The sequence below is a fragment of the Cellulomonas sp. Root485 genome (assembly GCF_001426705.1).
Classification (GTDB): domain Bacteria; phylum Actinomycetota; class Actinomycetes; order Actinomycetales; family Cellulomonadaceae; genus Cellulomonas.
In genome coordinates this window covers 1,876,569-1,895,987 of record NZ_LMFC01000001.1, presented here as the reverse complement: position 1 = coordinate 1,895,987, position 19,419 = coordinate 1,876,569, and the positions used below count along the sequence as shown (strand labels likewise).

Here is a 19,419-nt window from a genome sequence, read left to right as displayed (position 1 = left end):
CGGCGATGAGAGCCTCCCTGCGCAAGCGCACCGCCATGCCCGAAGCCGGCGTCGTCGCCGGTCCGGCACGTGTCGACCCTCGGACCAAGGCGCTGACCAAGCGACTGCGACCCGGTGATATCGCGGTCATCGACCACCTCGACCTCGACCGGGTCTCCGCCGAGGCGCTCGTGGCGTGCCAGCCGTCCGTCGTGCTCAACGCGGCGCGCTCGACGTCGGGCCGCTATCCCAACCTCGGTCCGGAGATCCTCATCGAGGCGGGCATCCCGCTGATCGACGACCTCGGTGCGGACGTCATGGCGATCACCGAGGGGCATCGGCTCCGGATCGTCGACGCTGCGGTGTACGAGGGCGACACGCTGGTCGCCGAGGGTGTGCTGCAGACCGAGGCGAGCGTGGCCGCGGCGATGGAGGAGGCTCGCGCCGGTCTGTCCGTGCAGCTCGAGTCGTTCGCGGCGAACACCATGGACTATCTGCGCCGCGAGCGGGACCTGCTCCTCGACGGGATCGGGGTGCCGGACATCTCGACCGAGATCGACGGTCGGCACGTCCTGATCGTCGTGCGCGGCTACCACTACAAGGAAGACCTCGTCACGCTGCGCCCGTACATCCGCGAGTACCGGCCCGTGCTCATCGGTGTCGACGGGGGAGCGGACGCGATCCTGGACGCCGGGTGGAAGCCCGACCTCATCGTCGGCGACATGGACTCCGTGTCCGACCGCGCCCTGATGTGCGGCGCCGAGGTGGTCGTGCACGCCTACCGCGACGGCCGCGCACCCGGTCTCGCCCGTGTCGAGCAGCTCGACGTCAAGCACGTCGTGTTCCCCGCCACGGGCACGAGCGAGGACGTCGCCATGCTCCTCGCCGACGACAAGGGTGCCGAGCTCATCGTCGCCGTCGGCACGCACGCCACGCTGGTCGAGTTCCTCGACAAGGGACGCTCCGGCATGGCGAGCACGTTCCTCACCCGTCTGCGGGTCGGCAGCAAGCTGGTCGACGCGAAGGGTGTGTCACGGCTCTACCGGAACCGGATCTCGAACCTCCAGCTCACGCTCCTGGTCCTCGCCGGACTGCTCGCCCTCGGCGTGGCGCTGGCCTCGACGGCCGCGGGGCAGACCCTGATCGGCCTCTCCGGCGCCCGCATCGACGACATCACGTCGTGGGTGAGCGGTCTGTTCGGATGACCGCCGCCCGCACCCTGCACCTGGTCCCGGCCCTCGCCGGTGACGTAATCGACGGAGACCTCGCACTGTGATCGACTTCCGGTACCACATCGTCTCGCTCATCTCGGTCTTCCTCGCGCTCGCCGTCGGCATCGCGCTGGGCGCCGGCCCGCTCAAGGAGACCATCGGGGACACGCTCACCGGTCAGGTCGAGCAGCTGCGCGGGGAGAAGGACGCCCTGCGCGCCGAGCTCGACACGACGACGGGCGCCCTGCAGGACGCCGAGACCTACATCGACGCTGCGGGACCGCAGCTGCTCGACGGTGCGCTCACCGACCGCCGCGTGGCCGTCATCGCGCTCGGCGAGGTCGACGAGGCGATCCGGACCGCCGTCGACGAGCGGCTCGCGGAGTCCGGCGCGAGCGTCACCGCGCACGTGACCCTGACGGAGACCTGGGCCGACCCCGATGCGCGGACCTTCCGCCAGGCGCTGGTCGGTCAGCTGCTCACGTACCTCGACCCGGTCCCGGCCGACGACGCCGGCGTGGAGGGCGAGCTCGCCTCCGCCCTGGTGCAGGCTCTCGTCACGTCGGACCCGAGCAACCCGGACGTGCTCTCCGACGACGCCTCCGTGCTGCTGGAGCTCCTGTCGTCGAGCGAGAGCGACAGTCCGCTGGTGACGGTGGCGGACCAGGTCACCGTGCCTGCCGACGCGATCGTCGTGCTGGGTGTGCCGCTCGAGGAGCCGGCCGAGGGTGCGACGCCCACCGCGGTGCCCGAGGAGTCCGTCGCGGCGCAGCTCGCCGTGCTGAGCGCCGCGCAGGAGCTGTCGGAGGGTGCCGTGCTCGCCGACGGACCCCGCGGCGAGGGCAGCCTCACCGACGCCGTGCTCGCCGACCAGGACCTGGCCGCGACCCTGACGACCGTCTCGGGCACCGAGGTCGTCACCGGCCAGGTCAACCTGCCGCTCGCGCTGGCGGGCCGGATCGCGGGGACCAACGGGCACTACGGCTTCGGCGAGGACGAGACTCCGCTGCCTGCCGCCGTGGAGCTTCCTCCGGTCGACCGCACGCCGCGGGTGCCCGAGGGCACGGGCGACGCCGCCGGGACCGAGGGATGACGGTCGGCGTGCCGCGCCGCATCCTCACCGGCGTCGTCGCGAGCGCGGTGACCGCGGTCGTGCGCGGCACGTTCGACGCGCAGGCGCCGGGCGGCCAGGCGCGCTGGACCCGCACGAACCACCGGGGTGAACCGATCAGCCTGCTCGAGGGTCCGGCCGTCGCCGCCGGCCTGCTCGCGGGCGGCCTGGTCGGCGCGCCCTCGATGCGCGGAGCCGTCGCGCTGACCGTCGCGACCGCGTCGGGCGCGGCGTTCGGCCTCGTCGACGACCTCGGGGAGGACACCACCGCGCGACGCAAGGGCCTGCGCGGACACCTCGGTGCCCTCGCACGCGGTGAGCTCACGACGGGCGGTCTGAAGGTGCTCGGCATCGGCGCGGGAGCGCTCGTCGCGGCCGCCGTGGCGACGCCCCTGCAGCGACCCGACGGCACGCGTCGGTCGACGGTCGGCTGGCTGGCCGACGTCGCCGCGTCCGGCGCCCTCGTTGCATCGAGCGCCAACCTGCTGAACCTGCTCGACCTGCGGCCGGGACGAGCCCTCAAGGTGGCGACGCTCGTCGCGGCCCCGCTGGGTCTCGGTCCGGGTGACGGTGCCGGGGCGGGTGCGGCGGTGCTCGGCGTGGTGGGTGCCGCGGTGGACCAGGACCTCGCCGAGGCCGACATGCTCGGTGACGGTGGCGCCAACGCGCTGGGCGCGACCCTGGGCACCGCACTCGTGCTGAGCGCACCCCGACCCGTCCGGCTCGTCGCGCTCGCCGTCGTCGTGGCGCTGACCGCCGCCAGCGAGAAGGTCAGCTTCACGCGTGTGATCGAGAGCACCCCGGTGCTGCGGGAGATCGACGGCTGGGGTCGACGGCCCGTCGACCCGCCCGCGGGCCGGTCCGCGTGAGCCCCTCGGCGCGGCGGCTGGTCGCCGGGCTCGGCGGTGCCGCGGTCATGATCGCGGCCGTGACGGTCCTGAGCCGCGTCCTCGGGTTCGCGCGGTACCTCGTGCAGGCGCTCGCGTTCAGCGACGGGAGCATCGGTGGGGTCTACAACGCCGCGAACACGCTGCCCAACGTCCTCTTCGAGGTCGCCGCGGGAGGAGCGCTCGCCGGTGCGCTGATCCCGGTGCTGGCGCTCCCCGTGTCCCGCGCGCTGCGCAAGGACGTCGACGCCATCACGTCGGCGACGTTCGGGTGGACGCTGCTCGTGCTGGTGCCGCTCGGTGCCGCCCTCGCGGCTGCCAGCGGGCTGATCGCGTCGGTGTGGCCGAAGCTCGACGCCGCCGAGCAGGATCTCCTGCAGTTCTTCATCGCGGTCTTCGCGATCCAGGTCCCGATGTACGGCATCGCCGTGCTGCTGTACGCCGTGCTCCAGGCGCACAAGAAGTTCTTCTGGCCGGCGTTCGCGCCGGTGCTCTCGTCAGTGGTCGTGATCGCGACCTACCTGGTCTACGCGGCGCTCGCCGACGGTGAGGTCGACGACCCCACTGCCGTCGCCGACGGGGCCCTCGCCGTGCTGGGCTGGGGGACCACCCTCGGCGTCGCTGCGATGTGCTTCCCGATGTTCGTGCCGGTCCACCGCCTCGGCGTGCGGATCCGGCCGACCCTGCGGTTCCCGCCCGGCGTGGGGCGACGGCTCGCGGTGCTGGCGTTCGCCGGCGTCGGCTCGCTCGTGGCGCAGCAGCTCTCCGTGCTCGTGGCGCTGCTGGTGGCCAACGAACGCGGCAGCGTCGGCACGTGGTCCGTCTACCTGTGGTCGCAGCAGGTGTACCTCCTGCCGTACGCGGTGCTCGTCGTGCCGCTGGCCACGTCGACGTTCCCCCGGCTCGCGCAGCGGGCGGCGTCCGGGGAGCACGACGCGTTCGCACGCATGGCGTCCGGAACCCTGCGCGCCGTGCTCACCGCTGCGGCGCTGGGGGCCGCGGTGCTGGTGGCCGTCGCGCCCGCCGTGACCGACGTCTTCGTCTCGATCGCGGACGGTGGGTCGGCCATGCAGGCGATGACCACCGCGATCACGTGGATGTCCCCCGGCCTGCTCGGGTTCGCGCTCATGTTCCACGCGTCGCGGGCGCTCTACGCCCTCGAGCGCGGCCGGTCGGCGATCACCGCGAACGTCGTCGGCTGGGGCACGGTCGTGGTCGCGACGCCGCTGCTCGCCGCCGCCCTCGCGCCGGCCGGCGACGATCCGGCGGCGACCCTCCTCGCGCTCGCCCAGGCCAGCTCCCTGGGCATGCTCGTCGGCGGCACCGTCGCGGTCGTGCTGCTGCGGCGCGCTGCCGGGCGACCTGCGACCGCCGGGGTCGTCCGTGCGGCGCTCGTGCTCGTCGCGGGTGCCGCGGTCGGCGCGCTCGCGGGCAGGTGGGTGGTGGACGCGGTCGCCGAGGTCGGCGGTCACGGCCCGGTCACCGCGATCGGCGCCGCCGCGGGCGGTGCGGTGATCGCGGCGCTCGTCGTCGTGGGCGCCGTCCTCGCGGGAGACCGCGGCACGCTCCGGGACTTCCGCACGATCGAGTCGCAACCCCGACCACCCGTGTCGGTGCCGCTCACCGACCCCGCGAACCCGGGTGCGCCGCTGTCCTGACGGCCGACGTGTCCGGACTCACCCCGTCCGGCTCTCCGGCAACGGGCGTTCGTCAGGTAGGTTGGAATCCCGTGACAGAGCGCGCGCATCGACTCTCCGGGCGGTCGGAATCCACGACCCGGCACATCTTCGTCACCGGGGGTGTCGCCTCCTCCCTCGGCAAGGGTCTGACGGCGAGCAGCCTCGGCCGACTCCTTCGCTCCCGTGGCCTCCGCGTCACGATGCAGAAGCTCGACCCGTACCTGAACGTGGACCCGGGCACCATGAACCCGTTCCAGCACGGCGAGGTCTTCGTCACCGAGGACGGCGCCGAGACCGACCTGGACGTCGGTCACTACGAGCGCTTCCTCGACGTGAACCTCGTGGGCTCGGCGAACGTGACCACGGGCCAGGTCTACTCGCAGGTCATCGCGAAGGAGCGTCGCGGCGAGTACCTCGGGGACACCGTGCAGGTCATCCCGCACATCACCGACGAGATCAAGACCCGCATGCGTCAGCAGGCGGAGGAGGACATCGACGTCATCATCACGGAGATCGGCGGCACGGTCGGCGACATCGAGTCGCTGCCGTTCCTCGAGGCCGCCCGTCAGGTGCGTCACGACCTCGGCCGCGACAACGTCTTCTTCCTGCACGTCTCGCTCGTGCCGTACATCGGCCCGTCGGGCGAGCTGAAGACGAAGCCGACGCAGCACTCCGTCGCTGCCCTGCGCAGCATCGGCATCCAGCCGGACGCGATCGTCCTGCGGGCCGACCGTGAGGTGCCCGAGGCCACGAAGCGCAAGATCGCGCTGATGTGCGACGTCGACGTCGAGGGCGTGGTCACCGCCAAGGACGCGCCGAGCATCTACGACATCCCGCGCGTGCTGCACTCCGAGGGCCTCGACGCCTACGTCGTCCAGCGGCTCAGCCTCCCGTTCCGGGACGTCGTCTGGAAGGGCTGGGACGACCTGCTGCACCGCGTGCACCAGCCGGCCCACCGCGTCGAGGTGGCGCTCGTCGGCAAGTACATCGACCTGCCCGACGCCTATCTGTCGGTGACCGAGGCCCTGCGCGCCGGCGGCTTCCACCACGACACCAAGGTCGTCATCCGCTGGGTGACGTCCGACGACTGCCAGACGCCCGAGGGTGCCCGGCTCGCGCTCGAGGGTGTCGACGCCGTGCTGGTGCCCGGCGGCTTCGGGGTGCGGGGCATCGAGGGCAAGCTCGGTGCTCTGCGCTGGTCCCGCGAGAACCTGATCCCGACGCTGGGGATCTGCCTGGGTCTGCAGTGCATGGTCATCGAGTACTCGCGCACGATGCTGGGCCTCGACGGTGCGTCGTCGTCCGAGTTCGACGCCGACCCCGCCCACCCGGTCATCGCGACGATGGCCGAGCAGCTGGCGATCGTCGGCGGCGACGGTGACCTCGGCGGCACCATGCGCCTGGGCGCCTACGAGGCGGTGCTGACGCCCGGCTCCGTGGTCGCGGAGGCGTACGGCGCCACGCGCGTCTCCGAGCGCCACCGGCACCGCTACGAGGTGAACAACGCGTACCGGGACAAGCTCGAGGAGGCCGGCCTGGTCATCTCCGGCGTCTCGCCCGACACCTCGCTCGTCGAGTTCGTCGAGCTGCCGCGCGACGTGCACCCGTACTACGTGTCCACGCAGGCGCACCCGGAGTTCAAGTCGCGGCCCACCCGTGCGCACCCGCTGTTCGCCGGGCTGATCGAGGCCGCTCTGGCCCAGCGCGGCGACGAGTCCTGATGGTCGCTGACCTCGAGGCACCGCGTCCGGTCGTGTCGCACGAGGTGATCCACGCGGGGAAGATCTTCGACCTCGTCGGGGACGTGGTGGACCTGGGGGACACGCAGGTGCTGCGCGAGTACGTCGCCCACCCGGGTGCGGTGGCCGTGATCGCGCTGGACGACGAGGATCGCGTGCTGCTGCTCTCGCAGTACCGGCACCCGGTGCGCTCCGAGCTCTGGGAGCCGCCCGCCGGTCTGCGGGACGTCCCGGACGAGGAGCTCGTCGTGGCCGCGGCCCGGGAGCTCGCTGAGGAGGCCGACCTGGTCGCCGGGTCGTGGTGGAGGCTGGTCGACTTCTTCACCACTCCAGGCGGCTCGGACGAGCGGATCCGGGTGTTCCTGGCGCGCGACCTGCGCCCTGTGGCGGACGCCGACCTGTTCACGCGCACGGACGAGGAGGCGACCATGGTGCCGGTGTGGGTGCCCCTCGACGACGCCGTGGACGCGGCGCTGTCCGGCCGCCTGCACAGCCCCACGGCCGTCACCGGTGTCCTGGCCGCAGCGGCGGCCCGGTCGCGCGGCTGGTCGACTCTGGAGCCCGTCACCGTCTGACCGTGCCGCCCTCTCCCGGAGAGGGCGGCACCGTCGTCAGCGGCTGGTCGAGCGCCGGTACTGGTAGTTCGCCAGCGGGACGAACACGATGATGAAGATCGCGGACCAGATCAGCGTGTAGAGCACCGGGTTCTGCAGGGGCCACGCGTCCGGGGTGGGAACCCCGTCGGGGATGTTGCCGAACAGCTCGCGGGAGGCCTGGGTCACGGCCGAGACCGGGTTCCACTCGGCGAACGTCTGCAGGGGAGCCGGCAGCGTCTCCAGCGGTACGAAGGTGTTGGCCACGAACGTGAGCGGGAAGATGACGATGAACGTGGCGTTGTTGAACACCTCGACGCTGGGCACGAGCATGCCGAGCCACGCCATGATCCACGAGACCGCGTACGCGAAGATCAGGAGCAGCAGGTAGCCGAGGGCTGCCTCGGCGGGCGAGCTGTGGATGGCCCACCCGACCAGCAAGCCGGTCAACGACATGACGATGAGCACCAGGACGTTGTTGGCGACGTCGGAGATCGTACGGCCGGTGAGCACCGCCGACGGTGCCATCGGCAACGAGCGGAACCGGTCGATGATGCCCTTCTTGACGTCCTCCGCCAGCCCGGCGCCGGTGATCGTGGCCCCGAAGATGACGGTCTGCGCGAAGATCCCGGCCATGAGGAACTCCCGGTAGGCGTCGGGGTCCGCCCCGCCGGGCACCGCGATCGCGCCGCCGAACACGTACGCGAAGAGCAGGACGAACATGATCGGCGAGAGCGTGGTGAAGACCAGGAGGTCCGGGACACGCTTGATCTTGATGATGTTGCGCTTGGCGACGACGTAGGAGTCCGAGAAGACGGTGGGCGCGGCCATCAGGCACCTCCGGTGGGGGACTCGTCGGTGGCCGCGTGCCGGCCGGGATGGGGCGGTGTCGTCACCGGAGCGTCCGGTGGTGGGGTGTCCTCCTCGCTCGCGTGCCCCGTCAGGGACAGGAACACGTCGTCGAGCGTGGGCCGGCGCAGCCCGACGTCGTCGATCCCGATCCCCGCGTCGTCCAGGACGCGCAGCGCCTCGGTGAGCACCTGCGCGCCTCCGGTGATGGGCATGAGCAGGGTGCGGCGGCCCTCGTCGAGCCCGGCCTTGCCGACCCCGAGCGGTTCGAGGAGGTCGCGGGCGGCGTGCAGTGTCGCGGGGTCCCGGACGGTGAGCTCGAGGCGCTCCCCGCCCACCTGCATCTTGAGCTGGTCGGCCGTGCCCTGCGCGATGATCTTGCCGTGGTCGATGACCACGATGTCGTCGGCGAGCAGGTCCGCCTCCTCCAGGTACTGCGTGGTCAGCAGCAGGGTGGTCCCCCCGGCGACGAGGTTCTGGATCACCTCCCACATCTCCGTGCGCCCGCGCGGGTCCAGGCCCGTGGTCGGCTCGTCGAGGAAGATGATCGGCGGGTCCGCCACGAGCGCCCCCGCGAGGTCGAGCCGGCGCCGCATCCCGCCCGAGTACGTCTTGGACGGCCGGTCGGCGGCGTCCTCGAGCCGGAACGACGCGAGCAGCTCGCGCGCCCGCTCCCGGGACCGCTTGACCCCGAGGTGGTACAGGCGGCCGATCATGTCGAGGTTCTCGAAGCCGGTGAGGTACTCGTCGACGGCGGCGTACTGCCCGGACAGGCCGATGCGCCGGCGCACGTCCCGCGGCTTGGCCAGGACGTCCACGCCGGCGACGGTCGCGGAGCCCTCGTCGGGCTGCAGCAGGGTGGTCAGGATGCGGACGATGGTGGTCTTGCCGGCGCCGTTGGGTCCGAGCAGGCCCAGCACGGAGCCGGTCGGAACGGCGAGATCGACCCCGTCGAGGGCCGTGACGGTCTTGTACCTCTTGACGAGTCCCGTTGCGGTGATCGCGTCTGCCATGGGTCGAGGCTAGGAGAGACCCCTGACACCCGAACAGGGAAAACCCGACAGAACGGCTACACGCTCTCGCGCGTGCGCAGGCTCCCGACGAAGAACGTGACCGCCGTCGCGAGCAGCGCCGCGCCGAGCATGTGCAGGTTGACCAGGCCGATCGGCAGGCCGGTGAAGAGCTGGACGTAGCCGATGGCGCCCTGCGCGAGCGTCACCCCCAGGAGCACGAGCCCGGTGGTCCATGGCCGGCCCGAGACGCCGCGACGGTGCAGGAGGACCAGCACGACGACCAGCACGGCGACGAACGCCCAGACCGAGGCGGCGTGCAGCTTCGACATCGCCCAGGGGTCGACGTCGAACCGGTAGCCCACCTCGTCGTCGCCCGAGTGCGGTCCGGCACCCGTGACGACGACGCCGAGGACCAGGACCACCGCGGTGAGCGCGGTCAGGACCCGGACGAGGACCTGGGTGGTCCGGTCGACCAGCGGCACGGCGGGGCCGTCCCCCTCGCGCGTGCGGACGACCAACCAGGCGGAGAACGCGACGAGCGCCATCGAGATGAGCAGGTGGCCGCCCACGATCGCGGGGTGCAGGTCCACCAGCACCGTGATGCCGCCGATGACCGCCTGGAGCAGCACGCCCACCACGGGGACCAGGCCGAGCCGGCGGTACGACCAGGGACGGCGACGGTCGAGGACCACCAGCACCGCCACGACCGTCGCGACGGCCACGAGCAGCCCGCTGACGGTGCGGTTGCCGAACTCGATGAAGGGGTGGATCGACGTCGCGTCGTGGAACCGGGGTGTGAACTCGCCCGGCTCGCACTGCGGCCACGTGGAGCACCCCAGGCCGGAGCCGGTGAGCCGCACGGCGCCACCCGTGACGATGATGAGGATCTGCCCGACGAGGTTGGCGACGACGGCCGTCCAGGTCCACCGGTCGCGGAACCGGTCCAGGGGCGACACGTCGGTCTCGAGGGCGGGGGACGAGCTCACGACGACCAGCCTACGGTCCGGCCCGTGCCGTCCGGACCTGCCGGCGGGCGAGGCTCGTCACAGCGGGATGTCGAGGCTCCCGGTCGCCGCGACGACGGTGAGCGCCAGCCCGAGGACCACCGCGAACGCGCTCGGCACGAACACGTGGGGGAGCCACGCGACGTGCCGGCGCAGGCGGCGGATCTCGTCGCTCGTCATCTCCCGCGGCGGCTCGTCGAGCGCTGTCGCCGGATCGTCCCGCCCGGCCGCGGTCCAGGCGGAGTCGATGCGGGGCGCGGAGACCGGTACGGCGCCGAGCCGGAGGTCGCTCGAGGTGGCGGACCACGCCTCGATCTGCCGCATCCGCGGGTAGTACCGCACCTGGTGACGCTTCGTCATCGCCTCGATCAGCCAGAACGCCGCACCCGTCGCGGCGGCGAGCGCGAACAGCGCGTAGTGCTGCTGCTGGAAGCCCAGGCCGATGCCCGCCAGGCTCAGCGTCACCGACCAGCTCTTGACGGTGAGCAGCCGTCCGTCGAACTCGGCGACGGTGCGCACGAGCGCGGCGTACTCGGCGGCCAGCGCCGCCTGGAACGAGGCGTCCTGCGCAGCGTCCATCGGCCCACGGTAGCGGTCAGTGCCAGCGGAACAGGCGGCTCGCACCCCACCCGAGCGCGGCGGTCCAGCCGACCAGGACCACGACCGACCACCCGGGCAGGACGCCGTGCATCAGGGTCTCGCGCATCGCCTCGCCGAGCGCCCCGGACGGCAGCAGCAGGGCGACGTGCGCCATCGGCCCGGGCAGCTGGCTCGCCGGGATGACGACGCCGCCCGCGACCGCCAGGACGAGCAGCAGCAGGTTCGCGACGGCGAGCACCGCCTCCGCGCGCAGGGTCCCGGCGACGAGCAGCGCGAGCGAGGTGAACGCGGCGGTGCCGAGGACGACCGCCACGACGGCCAGCGGGATCCCCACCGGGTCCGGCCGCCACCCGAGCAGCAGGGCGGTCAGGCCGATGACGGCGACCTGCACGACCTCCACGACGAGGACGCCGAGCACCTTGCCCGCGAGCAGGCCGCCGCGGCCCAGCGGTGTGGTCGAGAGCAGTCGCAGGACGCCGTTGCGGCGGTCGAAGGACGACGCGATGGCCTGCGACGTGAACGACGTGGTCATCACCGCCAGCGCGAGGATGCCCGGCGTGAGGAAGTCGATCCGGCTGGCGCCGCCGGTGTCGAGCTCGATCCCGGTGACCTTGGTCAGCCCGGCGAGGACCAGCACCGGCACGATGATCGTGACGAGGAGCTGCTCGCCGTTGCGCAGGATGGCACGCGCCTCGAAGGAGGTCTGGGCCAGGACGCGCTGCCGGGTGGGGGCCGCGGTGCTCATCGCAGGTTCCGTCCGGTCAGGTCGAGGAAGACGTCCTCGAGGGTGCGTCGCCCGACGGTCAGCCGGGTGGCCAGCGCGCCCTGCGCGGCGAGCCAGGCGGTGAGCGCGGCGACCGCGTCGGGGTCGACCGCGCCGGTGACGGTGTAGGAGCCGTCGCGCGGCTCGGTGACGACGAAGCCCGCGCCGAGCGCGTCGTGCAGGTCGAGACCGGGGGCAGTCTCGAGACGCAGGGTCCGGTCCTCGGCCGAGGAGACGAGCGACGGCACGGAGCCCTGGGCGATGACGCGGCCGTGGTCCACGACGACGACCTGGTCGGCGAGGTCCTCGGCCTCGTCCATCAGGTGCGTGGTGAGCACGACGGCGACGCCCTCGTCGCGCAGCTCGCGCACCAGGTCCCAGACCGCGTGCCGGGACTGCGGGTCCATCCCGGCGCTGGGCTCGTCGAGGAACACGACCTCGGGCCGGCCGACGATCGCGGCGGCGAGGGCGAGCCGCTGCCGTTGCCCGCCGGAGAGCCGCCGGACGGTGGTGCGCGCGAACGACCCGAGCCCGAGGCGCTCGGTGAGCTCGCCGAGGTCGCGCGGGTCGGCGTACATCCGGGCGACGTGCGCGAGCATCTCGTGTGCCTTGACGCCCGTCGGCAGGCCGCCGTCCTGGAGCATCACGCCGACGCGCGGACGCAGGTCGCGAGCCTGCGTCACGGGGTCGAGGCCCAGCACGCGCACGGTGCCGCCGTCCGGTTCCCGCAGGCCCTCGCAGCACTCGACCGTCGTCGTCTTGCCCGCACCGTTGGGTCCGAGGACCGCGGTCACCTGGCCGGGGTGGGCGACGAGGTCGAGCCCGTCGACGACGGCGCGGCCGCCGTAGCGCTTGACGAGCCCGGAGATCTCGAGCGCGGGGGAGTCGGGCACGAGAGGGAAGTCTAGGGCGCCCGGCATGCCGCTCCGGTGTGAGGGACGCGACCCTCGGCGAAGGGTCGCCTTGCTTGCGGGGATGGATATTGGCAACAAGGATGTTGCCAATATCGCGGCCCTCGCTGTGTGCACTCGTGCGCGGCCGCAGACCGGACGAGACCCGACGGAGGTGTGCATGAACGCGACGCTGCCTGCGATCGACCGCACCCTGTCGGACACCACCACGGCGGACTCCGACGCGGGGACCCGCCAGCGCGTGCTGCAGATCGTCGCCGCCGACGGCCCGGTGTCCGCCGCCGAGCTCGCCGCGCAGCTCGACCTCGCACCCGCCGGGATCCGTCGGCACCTCGGGGTCCTCGAGGCCACCGACCAGATCACCGTGCACGACATCCCCGTGGGTCCCAGCGGGCCGAAGGGTCGTGGACGTCCCGCGCGCCGGTACGTCGTGAGCAGCCGTGGCCAGGCCGCGCTGTCGCACCGCTACTCCGAGCTGGCCAGCCAGGCGCTGCGCTTCCTCGCCGAGACCGCCGGGCCGCAGGCCGTCCAGGGTTTCGCGGAGCAGCGCGTCCGTGACCTGGAGCAGCGGCACGCCGGCGCGGTCGCCGCGGCCGGCGACGACGTCGCCGAGCGCGTGCGCGTCCTGGCCGACGGGCTCACCGCCGATGGGTACGCCGCCTCCGCGCGGCCGGTCCCGGGCGGCATGGCCATGCAGCTGTGCCAGGGCCACTGCCCGGTGCAGGACGTCGCGCACGAGTTCCCCGCGCTGTGCGAGGCCGAGGCGCGGGCGTTCTCGCGACTCCTCGGCGTGCACGTGCAGCGCCTCGCGACGCTGGCCGGTGGCGGCCACGTCTGCACCACGAGCATCCCGCTGACCACCCCGACGACCAGCTCGACCCCCCACGCCCCTGCCCACCACCCCGTGCTCTCCGTGGAAGGACATTCAGCATGAGTGCACAGACCGACAGCACTGCGGCCACGACACCCCCGCAGATGACCCAGGACGAGGCCATCGCCTCCATCGGGAACTACAACTACGGCTGGCACGACGCCGACACCGCGGGCGCGGTTGCCACGCGTGGCTTGTCCGAGGCCAAGGTCCGCGAGATCTCCGCGCTCAAGAACGAGCCCGAGTGGATGCTCAAGACGCGCCTGAAGTCGCTGCGCCTGTTCGACAAGAAGCCCATGCCCTGGTGGGGCTCGGACCTGTCGGGCATCGACTTCGACAACATCAAGTACTTCGTGCGCTCGACGGAGAAGCAGGCCACCAGCTGGGAGGACCTGCCGGACGACATCAAGAACACGTACGACCGCCTGGGCATCCCGGAGGCCGAGAAGCAGCGTCTCGTCGCCGGTGTCGCCGCGCAGTACGAGTCCGAGGTTGTCTACCACCAGATCCAGGAGTCGCTCGAGGAGCAGGGCGTCATCTTCCTCGACACCGACACCGCGCTGCGTGAGCACCCGGAGATCTTCGAGCAGTACTTCGGCTCGGTCATCCCGCCCGGGGACAACAAGTTCGCGTCGCTCAACACGGCCGTCTGGTCGGGCGGCTCGTTCGTCTACGTCCCGCCGGGCGTGCACGTCGAGATCCCGCTGCAGGCCTACTTCCGGATCAACACCGAGAACATGGGCCAGTTCGAGCGGACGCTGATCATCGCCGACGAGGGCTCGTACGTGCACTACGTCGAGGGTTGTACAGCTCCGGTGTACTCGAGCGACTCGCTGCACTCCGCGGTGGTCGAGATCATCGTCAAGAAGAATGCCCGCGTCCGGTACACGACCATCCAGAACTGGTCGAACAACGTGTACAACCTCGTCACCAAGCGGGCGACCGCGGCCGAGGGCGCCACCATGGAGTGGGTCGACGGCAACATCGGCTCCAAGGTGACCATGAAGTACCCGGCCATCTACCTGCTCGGCGAGCACGCGCGCGGCGAGACGCTGTCCATCGCCTTCGCCGGTGCGGGCCAGCACCAGGACGCCGGCGCGAAGATGGTGCACGCGGCGCCGCACACCTCCAGCTCGATCGTCTCCAAGTCGGTCGCGCGCGGCGGTGGCCGCACGTCCTACCGCGGTCTGGTGCAGGTGCTCGAGGGCGCCCACCACTCCGCGTCGAACGTGCTGTGCGACGCCCTCCTGGTCGACCAGATCTCCCGCTCCGACACGTACCCGTACGTGGACGTCCGCGAGGACGACGTGTCGATGGGCCACGAGGCGACCGTGTCGCGCGTGAGCGAGGACCAGTTGTTCTACCTGATGTCCCGAGGCATGGCCGAGACCGAGGCCATGGCGATGATCGTGCGCGGGTTCGTCGAGCCCATCGCGCGGGAGCTGCCCATGGAGTACGCCCTCGAGCTGAACCGCCTCATCGAGCTGCAGATGGAAGGGGCCGTCGGCTGATGACGACCACCACTGGGCCCACCACGGGTTCTCTCCTGTCGACCGACCACAGCAAGGCCACGGCCGACGGGAGCCACTCGCACGGGGTCGGACCTCTGCCCGAGGCCTCCCGCGCATCGCGCCCCACGTCCTTCGACGTCGCCGACTTCCCGGTGCCGCACGGCCGCGAGGAGGAGTGGCGCTTCGCGCCGGTCGCCCGGCTCGCGCCGCTCTTCGCCGCAGGCACCGAGGGCGTCCTGGACGGCCACGGCGTGCTGACGACGGTCGTCGAGGCGCCCGAGGTGCAGGTCGAGATCGTCGAGCGCGACGACGTGCGGCTCGGGAAGGCCGGCAAGCCCGGCGACCGGACCGCGGCCGTCGCGTGGGCCTCGTTCCCGCGGGCCACGATCGTCACGATCCCGAAGGAGGCCGTCGCCTCCGAGGTGACGTCCATCCGCATCGAGGGCGTCGAGGGTGCCGGTACGCACGAGGCGGCGCTCGAGCCGAGCGCGACGCACCTGCTGGTGCACGCCGAGGCGCTGTCGCAGGCCGTCGTCGTCATCGACCACATCGGCCACGCCGCGCTCACCGAGACGGTCGAGATCGTCGCCGACGAGGGTGCGCACCTGACGGTCGTCACGGTGCACGACTGGGCCGAGGGCTCGGTGCACGCCTCCTCGCACCGGCTGCGCATCGGCCGCGACGCGACCGTCAAGCACATCGCGGTGACGCTCGGCGGCGACGTCGTGCGGATCACGCCCGACGCCGAGTTCGTCGGCGAGGGTGCGTCCGTGAAGATGCTCGGGCTGTACTTCGCCGACGCGGGCCAGCACCAGGAGCAGCGCCTCTTCGTCGACCACGCGGTGCCCAACTGCATCTCGCGCGTCACGTACAAGGGCGCGCTGCAGGGCGAGGGTGCGCACACGGTGTGGGTCGGTGACGTGCTCATCCGCGCGGCCGCCGAGGGCACCGACACGTACGAGCTCAACCGCAACCTGGTCCTGTCCGACGGCGCGCGCGCCGACTCGGTGCCGAACCTCGAGATCGAGACCGGTCTCATCGAGGGTGCGGGCCACGCGAGCGCGACCGGCCGGTTCGACGACGAGCAGCTCTTCTACCTGCGCGCCCGCGGCATCCCGGAGTCCGACGCACGTCGGCTCGTGGTGCGCGGCTTCTTCGCCGAGCTCATCCACGAGATCGGCGTGCCCGACATCGAGGAGCGGCTCATCGGCGCGATCGAGCGCGAGCTCGAGAAGTCGATGAGCGTGCTCGACTCGCTCTCGGAAGGCGGCCACGTCGAGGGTTCCGAGGTGTCTCTCACGACGGAGCGTGCATGAGCGCCCAGCTGGCCTGCTACGACGAGGACGTGCCCGTCGAGGGCACGTTCCGCGTCGAGCTGGAGGCCGAGCACGGCACGGTCGAGGTCGCGCTGGTGCGCGACTCCGCCGGTGAGCTGCACGCCATCAGCGACATCTGCTCGCACGGCGCCGTCTCGCTGTCGGACGGCGAGGTGGAGGACTGCACGATCGAGTGCTGGCTCCACGGCTCCCGGTTCGACCTGCGCACCGGCAAGCCCACCGGGCCGCCCGCCGTCCAGCCCGTCCCCGTCTACCCCGTGACCGTCGACGGCCAGCGCGTGCTGGTCGACGTCGACGCCCCGCTCTGAACTGACTCTCTGAACTGCCCTGGAAGGAACAGCATGTCCACCCTGGAGATCCGCGACCTGCACGTCAGCGTCGAGACGAAGGAGGGCGCCAAGCCCATCCTGCGCGGCGTCGACCTGACCGTCGCCAGCGGCGAGACCCACGCCATCATGGGCCCGAACGGCTCCGGCAAGTCGACGCTGGCCTACTCGCTGGCCGGCCACCCGAAGTACCAGATCACCTCGGGCTCCGTGACGCTCGACGGCCAGGACGTCCTCGCCCTGACCGTCGACGAGCGCGCCCGTGCGGGTCTCTTCCTCGCCATGCAGTACCCGGTCGAGGTCCCCGGCGTCAGCGTGTCGAACTTCCTGCGCACCGCCAAGACGGCCATCGACGGTTCCGCGCCGCCGCTGCGCTCGTGGGTCAAGGATGTCCGCACCGCCATGGACAACCTGCGCATGGACCCGACGTTCGCCGAGCGCTCGGTCAACGAGGGCTTCTCCGGCGGCGAGAAGAAGCGCCACGAGATCCTCCAGATGGAGCTCCTCAAGCCGCGCTTCGCGATCCTCGACGAGACGGACTCCGGCCTCGACGTCGACGCGCTGCGCGTCGTGTCCGAGGGCGTGAACCGCGTCAAGGCCGGCGGCGACGTGGGCGTCCTGCTCATCACGCACTACACGCGCATCCTGCGGTACATCACGCCGGACTTCGTGCACGTCTTCGTCGACGGCAAGATCGCCGAGGAGGGCGGGCCGGAGCTGGCCGACCGCCTCGAGAACGAGGGCTACGACCGCTTCCTGACGAGCACGACGGTTCTCTGAGAGGCCTCTCGTGACCAGCACCCTCGACACCCCGGCACGGACGCTCGACGCGACCGAGCTCGCGGCCGTGCGCGCGGACTTCCCGCTGCTCGCACGGACCCTGCGCGGCGGGCGGCCGCTGGTGTACCTCGACTCGGGGGCCACCTCGCAGAAGCCCGAGGTCGTCCTCGACGCCGAGCAGGACTTCTACGCGCAGCGCAACGCCGCCGTGCACCGAGGCGCGCACCAGCTCGCCGAGGAGGCCACCGAGGCGTTCGAGGACGCCCGGGACCGGGTCGCGTCGTTCGTCGGGGTGTCACCGGGGTCGCTGGTGTGGACGTCGAACGCGACGGCCGGGATCAACCTGGTCGCGTACGCGATGTCGAACGCGTCGCTCGGGCGCGGGGGAGCGGCCGCTCGGCAGTTCGCCCTCGGCCCCGGTGACGAGATCGTCGTGACCGAGGCGGAGCACCACGCGAACCTCGTGCCGTGGCAGGAGCTCGCGATCCGCACGGGGGCGTCCTTGCGGTGGCTCGGCGTGGACGACGACGGGCGCATCCGCGTCGACGAGCTGGACACGGTCGTCACGGACCGCACCAAGGTGCTCGCGTTCACGCACGCGTCCAACGTGACCGGCGCCATCACGCCGGTGTCCGCATTCGTCGAGCGGGCCCGCGCAGTGGGTGCTCTGACGGTGCTGGACGCCTGCCAGTCGGTCCCGCACCTCCCGGTGGACCTGACTGCCCTGGGCGTCGACTTCGCAGCGTTCTCGGGGCACAAGATGCTCGGCCCCACGGGCGTCGGGGCGCTGTACGGGCGGCGCGAGCTGCTCGAGGCCATGCCTCCGGTGACCACCGGCGGGTCGATGGTCGAGGTCGTCACCATGGAGTCGACGACCTACGCGCCGCCGCCGCAGCGGTTCGAGGCCGGCACGCAGATGGTGTCGCAGGCCGTCGGGATGGGCGCCGCGGCGTCGTACCTCCACGAGCTCGGCATGGACGCGGTCGCCGCGCACGAGGCGCACCTCGCCGGGCTGCTGCTCGACGCGGTCGCGTCGGTGCCCGGGGTCCGGGTGATCGGCCCGACCGACACCCGTGACCGCCTCGCGACCGTCTCGTTCGTCGTCGACGGCGTGCACGCGCACGACGTGGGCCAGGTGCTCGACGACGCCGGCGTGGCCGTGCGGGTGGGCCACCACTGCGCGCAGCCGCTGCACCGCCGGTTCGGCGTAGCGTCGACCACGCGCGCCAGCGCCGCGGTCTACACGACCGACGAGGAGATCGAGGTCTTCCGGGAAGCACTGACGGGGGTCCGGGCGTTCTTCGGTCTGGAGGTGTCATGAGCACGGGATCGATGGAGCAGCTGTACCAGCAGGTCATCCTCGACCACGCGAAGTTCCCGCACGGCAAGGGACTGGGCGTGGCCGGTGACCTGCACCTGCACACCGGGGAGTCGCACCAGGTGAACCCCACGTGCGGCGACGAGGTGACCCTCCAGGTCGATCTCGACGAGACAGGTGTCGTCCGTGACGTGCGCTGGGACGGGCAGGGCTGCAGCATCTCGCAGGCCTCCGTCTCGGTCCTGCACGACCTGGTGGTCGGCAACGACCTCGCCACCGTCGACGAGATCGGCGGCACGTTCCGCGCGCTCATGCAGACGCGCGGCGCGGGCCTCGACGACGACGCCGAGGAGACCCTCGGCGACGCGACCGCCTTCACGGGCGTCGCCAAGTACCCCGCGCGGATCAAGTGCGCCCTGCTCGGCTGGGCGGCGCTGACCGACGCACTCATCAAGACCGGCGCACGGGAGAGCTCATGAGCACGGACACACCCGCACCGACCACGGTGGCCGACGTCGAGGAAGCCCTCCGCGACGTCATCGACCCCGAGCTCGGCATCAACGTCGTCGACCTCGGCCTGATCTACGGCGTCGTCATCGACCAGACGAACACCGCGATCATCGACATGACTCTGACGTCCGCGGCCTGCCCGCTGACCGACGTCATCGAGGACCAGTCGGCGTCCGCCCTTGACGGCATCGTCGACGGCTTCCGCATCAACTGGGTGTGGATGCCGCCGTGGGGCCCGGAGAAGATCACGCCCGACGGCCGCGAGCAGATGCGCGCCCTCGGCTTCAACATCTGAGGCAACCCGTCCCGAAGGCCCTGGTCAGCACGCTGACCAGGGCCTTCGCCTGCGCCGGACGGCGGTGCTCCAACGGACAGGGGCGGCGCGCGACTGTCCGGGCCGACTCTCACTACAGTGCTGCCCAGTCTC

The 19,419-nt window shown here is 71.8% G+C and carries 20 protein-coding genes; 14 read left to right on the top strand and 6 right to left on the bottom strand.

Going from position 1 to position 19,419, the window contains the following annotated elements; all coding sequences use genetic code 11:
• Window positions 1-5 precede the first annotated feature (5 nt).
• The 6 genes from steA to ASD16_RS08685 all read left to right on the top strand — a co-directional run bounded on the left by steA (window position 6) and on the right by ASD16_RS08685 (window position 7,181).
• The gene (gene steA, locus ASD16_RS08710) at window positions 6-1,184 is read left to right on the top strand and encodes a putative cytokinetic ring protein SteA (protein WP_055915467.1); all 1,179 of its coding nucleotides are present in this window, start codon (window positions 6-8) and stop codon (window positions 1,182-1,184) included.
• Window positions 1,185-1,251: 67 nt separating this feature from the next.
• On the top strand, window positions 1,252-2,283 hold the full coding sequence (locus ASD16_RS08705; protein ID WP_055915465.1) for a copper transporter: 1,032 nt from the start codon (window positions 1,252-1,254) through the stop codon (window positions 2,281-2,283).
• Window positions 2,280-3,170 carry a hypothetical protein gene (locus tag ASD16_RS08700; protein ID WP_055915463.1) on the top strand — a complete coding sequence of 297 codons (891 nt, stop codon included), beginning with the start codon at window positions 2,280-2,282 and terminating at the stop codon, window positions 3,168-3,170. Before ASD16_RS08705 ends, ASD16_RS08700 begins: the two co-directional genes overlap by 4 nt.
• Window positions 3,167-4,846 (top strand): murein biosynthesis integral membrane protein MurJ, encoded by a 1,680-nt coding sequence (murJ, locus tag ASD16_RS08695; protein WP_055915461.1) that lies wholly within the window; start codon window positions 3,167-3,169, stop codon window positions 4,844-4,846. Before ASD16_RS08700 ends, murJ begins: the two co-directional genes overlap by 4 nt.
• Before the next feature lie 71 nt (window positions 4,847-4,917).
• Window positions 4,918-6,588, top strand: a complete 1,671-nt coding sequence (locus ASD16_RS08690) for a CTP synthase (protein ID WP_055915459.1) — start codon at window positions 4,918-4,920, stop codon at window positions 6,586-6,588.
• The gene (locus tag ASD16_RS08685; protein ID WP_055915457.1) at window positions 6,588-7,181 is read left to right on the top strand and encodes an NUDIX domain-containing protein; all 594 of its coding nucleotides are present in this window, start codon (window positions 6,588-6,590) and stop codon (window positions 7,179-7,181) included. The genes ASD16_RS08690 and ASD16_RS08685 overlap by 1 nt, the downstream gene beginning before the upstream one ends.
• Before the next feature lie 36 nt (window positions 7,182-7,217).
• Here ASD16_RS08685 and ASD16_RS08680 read toward each other — a convergent pair whose 3' ends face one another.
• From ASD16_RS08680 to ASD16_RS08655, 6 genes are read right to left on the bottom strand one after another with little or no spacing between them, the layout of a single operon-like run.
• A complete protein-coding gene (locus ASD16_RS08680; RefSeq protein ID WP_055915456.1) occupies window positions 7,218-8,030 on the bottom strand; it encodes an ABC transporter permease in 813 nt (270 codons plus the stop codon).
• Window positions 8,030-9,061, bottom strand: coding sequence for an ATP-binding cassette domain-containing protein (locus tag ASD16_RS08675; RefSeq protein ID WP_055915454.1), 1,032 nt, complete (start codon window positions 9,059-9,061; stop codon window positions 8,030-8,032). The genes ASD16_RS08680 and ASD16_RS08675 overlap by 1 nt, the downstream gene beginning before the upstream one ends.
• Before the next feature lie 56 nt (window positions 9,062-9,117).
• A complete protein-coding gene (locus ASD16_RS08670; protein ID WP_055915452.1) occupies window positions 9,118-10,047 on the bottom strand; it encodes a heme A synthase in 930 nt (309 codons plus the stop codon).
• 57 nt (window positions 10,048-10,104) lie between these two features.
• Complete coding sequence (locus ASD16_RS08665; RefSeq protein ID WP_055915451.1) at window positions 10,105-10,644, bottom strand: hypothetical protein; 540 nt, start codon at window positions 10,642-10,644, stop codon at window positions 10,105-10,107.
• A 16-nt stretch (window positions 10,645-10,660) separates the two neighbouring features.
• Entirely contained in the window at window positions 10,661-11,410 is a 750-nt protein-coding gene (locus ASD16_RS08660; RefSeq protein WP_055915449.1) for an ABC transporter permease, read from the bottom strand.
• Window positions 11,407-12,348 (bottom strand): ABC transporter ATP-binding protein, encoded by a 942-nt coding sequence (locus ASD16_RS08655; RefSeq protein ID WP_055915447.1) that lies wholly within the window; start codon window positions 12,346-12,348, stop codon window positions 11,407-11,409. Before ASD16_RS08655 ends, ASD16_RS08660 begins: the two co-directional genes overlap by 4 nt.
• A gap of 151 nt (window positions 12,349-12,499) precedes the next feature.
• On the opposite strand from ASD16_RS08655, the gene ASD16_RS08650 reads away from it, so the two are divergent.
• Genes ASD16_RS08650 through ASD16_RS08615 form a run of 8 tightly spaced genes read left to right on the top strand, consistent with a single transcriptional unit; the run spans window position 12,500 to window position 19,287 of the window.
• Window positions 12,500-13,273, top strand: coding sequence for a metalloregulator ArsR/SmtB family transcription factor (locus ASD16_RS08650; RefSeq protein ID WP_055915445.1), 774 nt, complete (start codon window positions 12,500-12,502; stop codon window positions 13,271-13,273).
• Window positions 13,270-14,721 (top strand): Fe-S cluster assembly protein SufB, encoded by a 1,452-nt coding sequence (gene sufB / locus ASD16_RS08645; protein WP_055915443.1) that lies wholly within the window; start codon window positions 13,270-13,272, stop codon window positions 14,719-14,721. The genes ASD16_RS08650 and sufB overlap by 4 nt, the downstream gene beginning before the upstream one ends.
• Window positions 14,721-16,037, top strand: a complete 1,317-nt coding sequence (sufD, locus tag ASD16_RS08640; protein WP_055915441.1) for a Fe-S cluster assembly protein SufD — start codon at window positions 14,721-14,723, stop codon at window positions 16,035-16,037. Before sufB ends, sufD begins: the two co-directional genes overlap by 1 nt.
• Window positions 16,034-16,366, top strand: coding sequence for a non-heme iron oxygenase ferredoxin subunit (locus tag ASD16_RS08635; protein WP_055915438.1), 333 nt, complete (start codon window positions 16,034-16,036; stop codon window positions 16,364-16,366). The genes sufD and ASD16_RS08635 overlap by 4 nt, the downstream gene beginning before the upstream one ends.
• A gap of 33 nt (window positions 16,367-16,399) precedes the next feature.
• Window positions 16,400-17,164, top strand: coding sequence for a Fe-S cluster assembly ATPase SufC (gene sufC, locus ASD16_RS08630; RefSeq protein WP_055915436.1), 765 nt, complete (start codon window positions 16,400-16,402; stop codon window positions 17,162-17,164).
• Between the two features lie 10 nt (window positions 17,165-17,174).
• Window positions 17,175-18,485, top strand: coding sequence for a SufS family cysteine desulfurase (locus ASD16_RS08625; protein WP_055915434.1), 1,311 nt, complete (start codon window positions 17,175-17,177; stop codon window positions 18,483-18,485).
• Window positions 18,482-18,961 carry a Fe-S cluster assembly sulfur transfer protein SufU gene (sufU, locus tag ASD16_RS08620; RefSeq protein ID WP_055915432.1) on the top strand — a complete coding sequence of 160 codons (480 nt, stop codon included), beginning with the start codon at window positions 18,482-18,484 and terminating at the stop codon, window positions 18,959-18,961. Before ASD16_RS08625 ends, sufU begins: the two co-directional genes overlap by 4 nt.
• Window positions 18,958-19,287, top strand: a complete 330-nt coding sequence (locus ASD16_RS08615) for a metal-sulfur cluster assembly factor (RefSeq protein WP_055915430.1) — start codon at window positions 18,958-18,960, stop codon at window positions 19,285-19,287. Before sufU ends, ASD16_RS08615 begins: the two co-directional genes overlap by 4 nt.
• The last annotated feature ends 132 nt before the right edge of the window (window positions 19,288-19,419 follow it).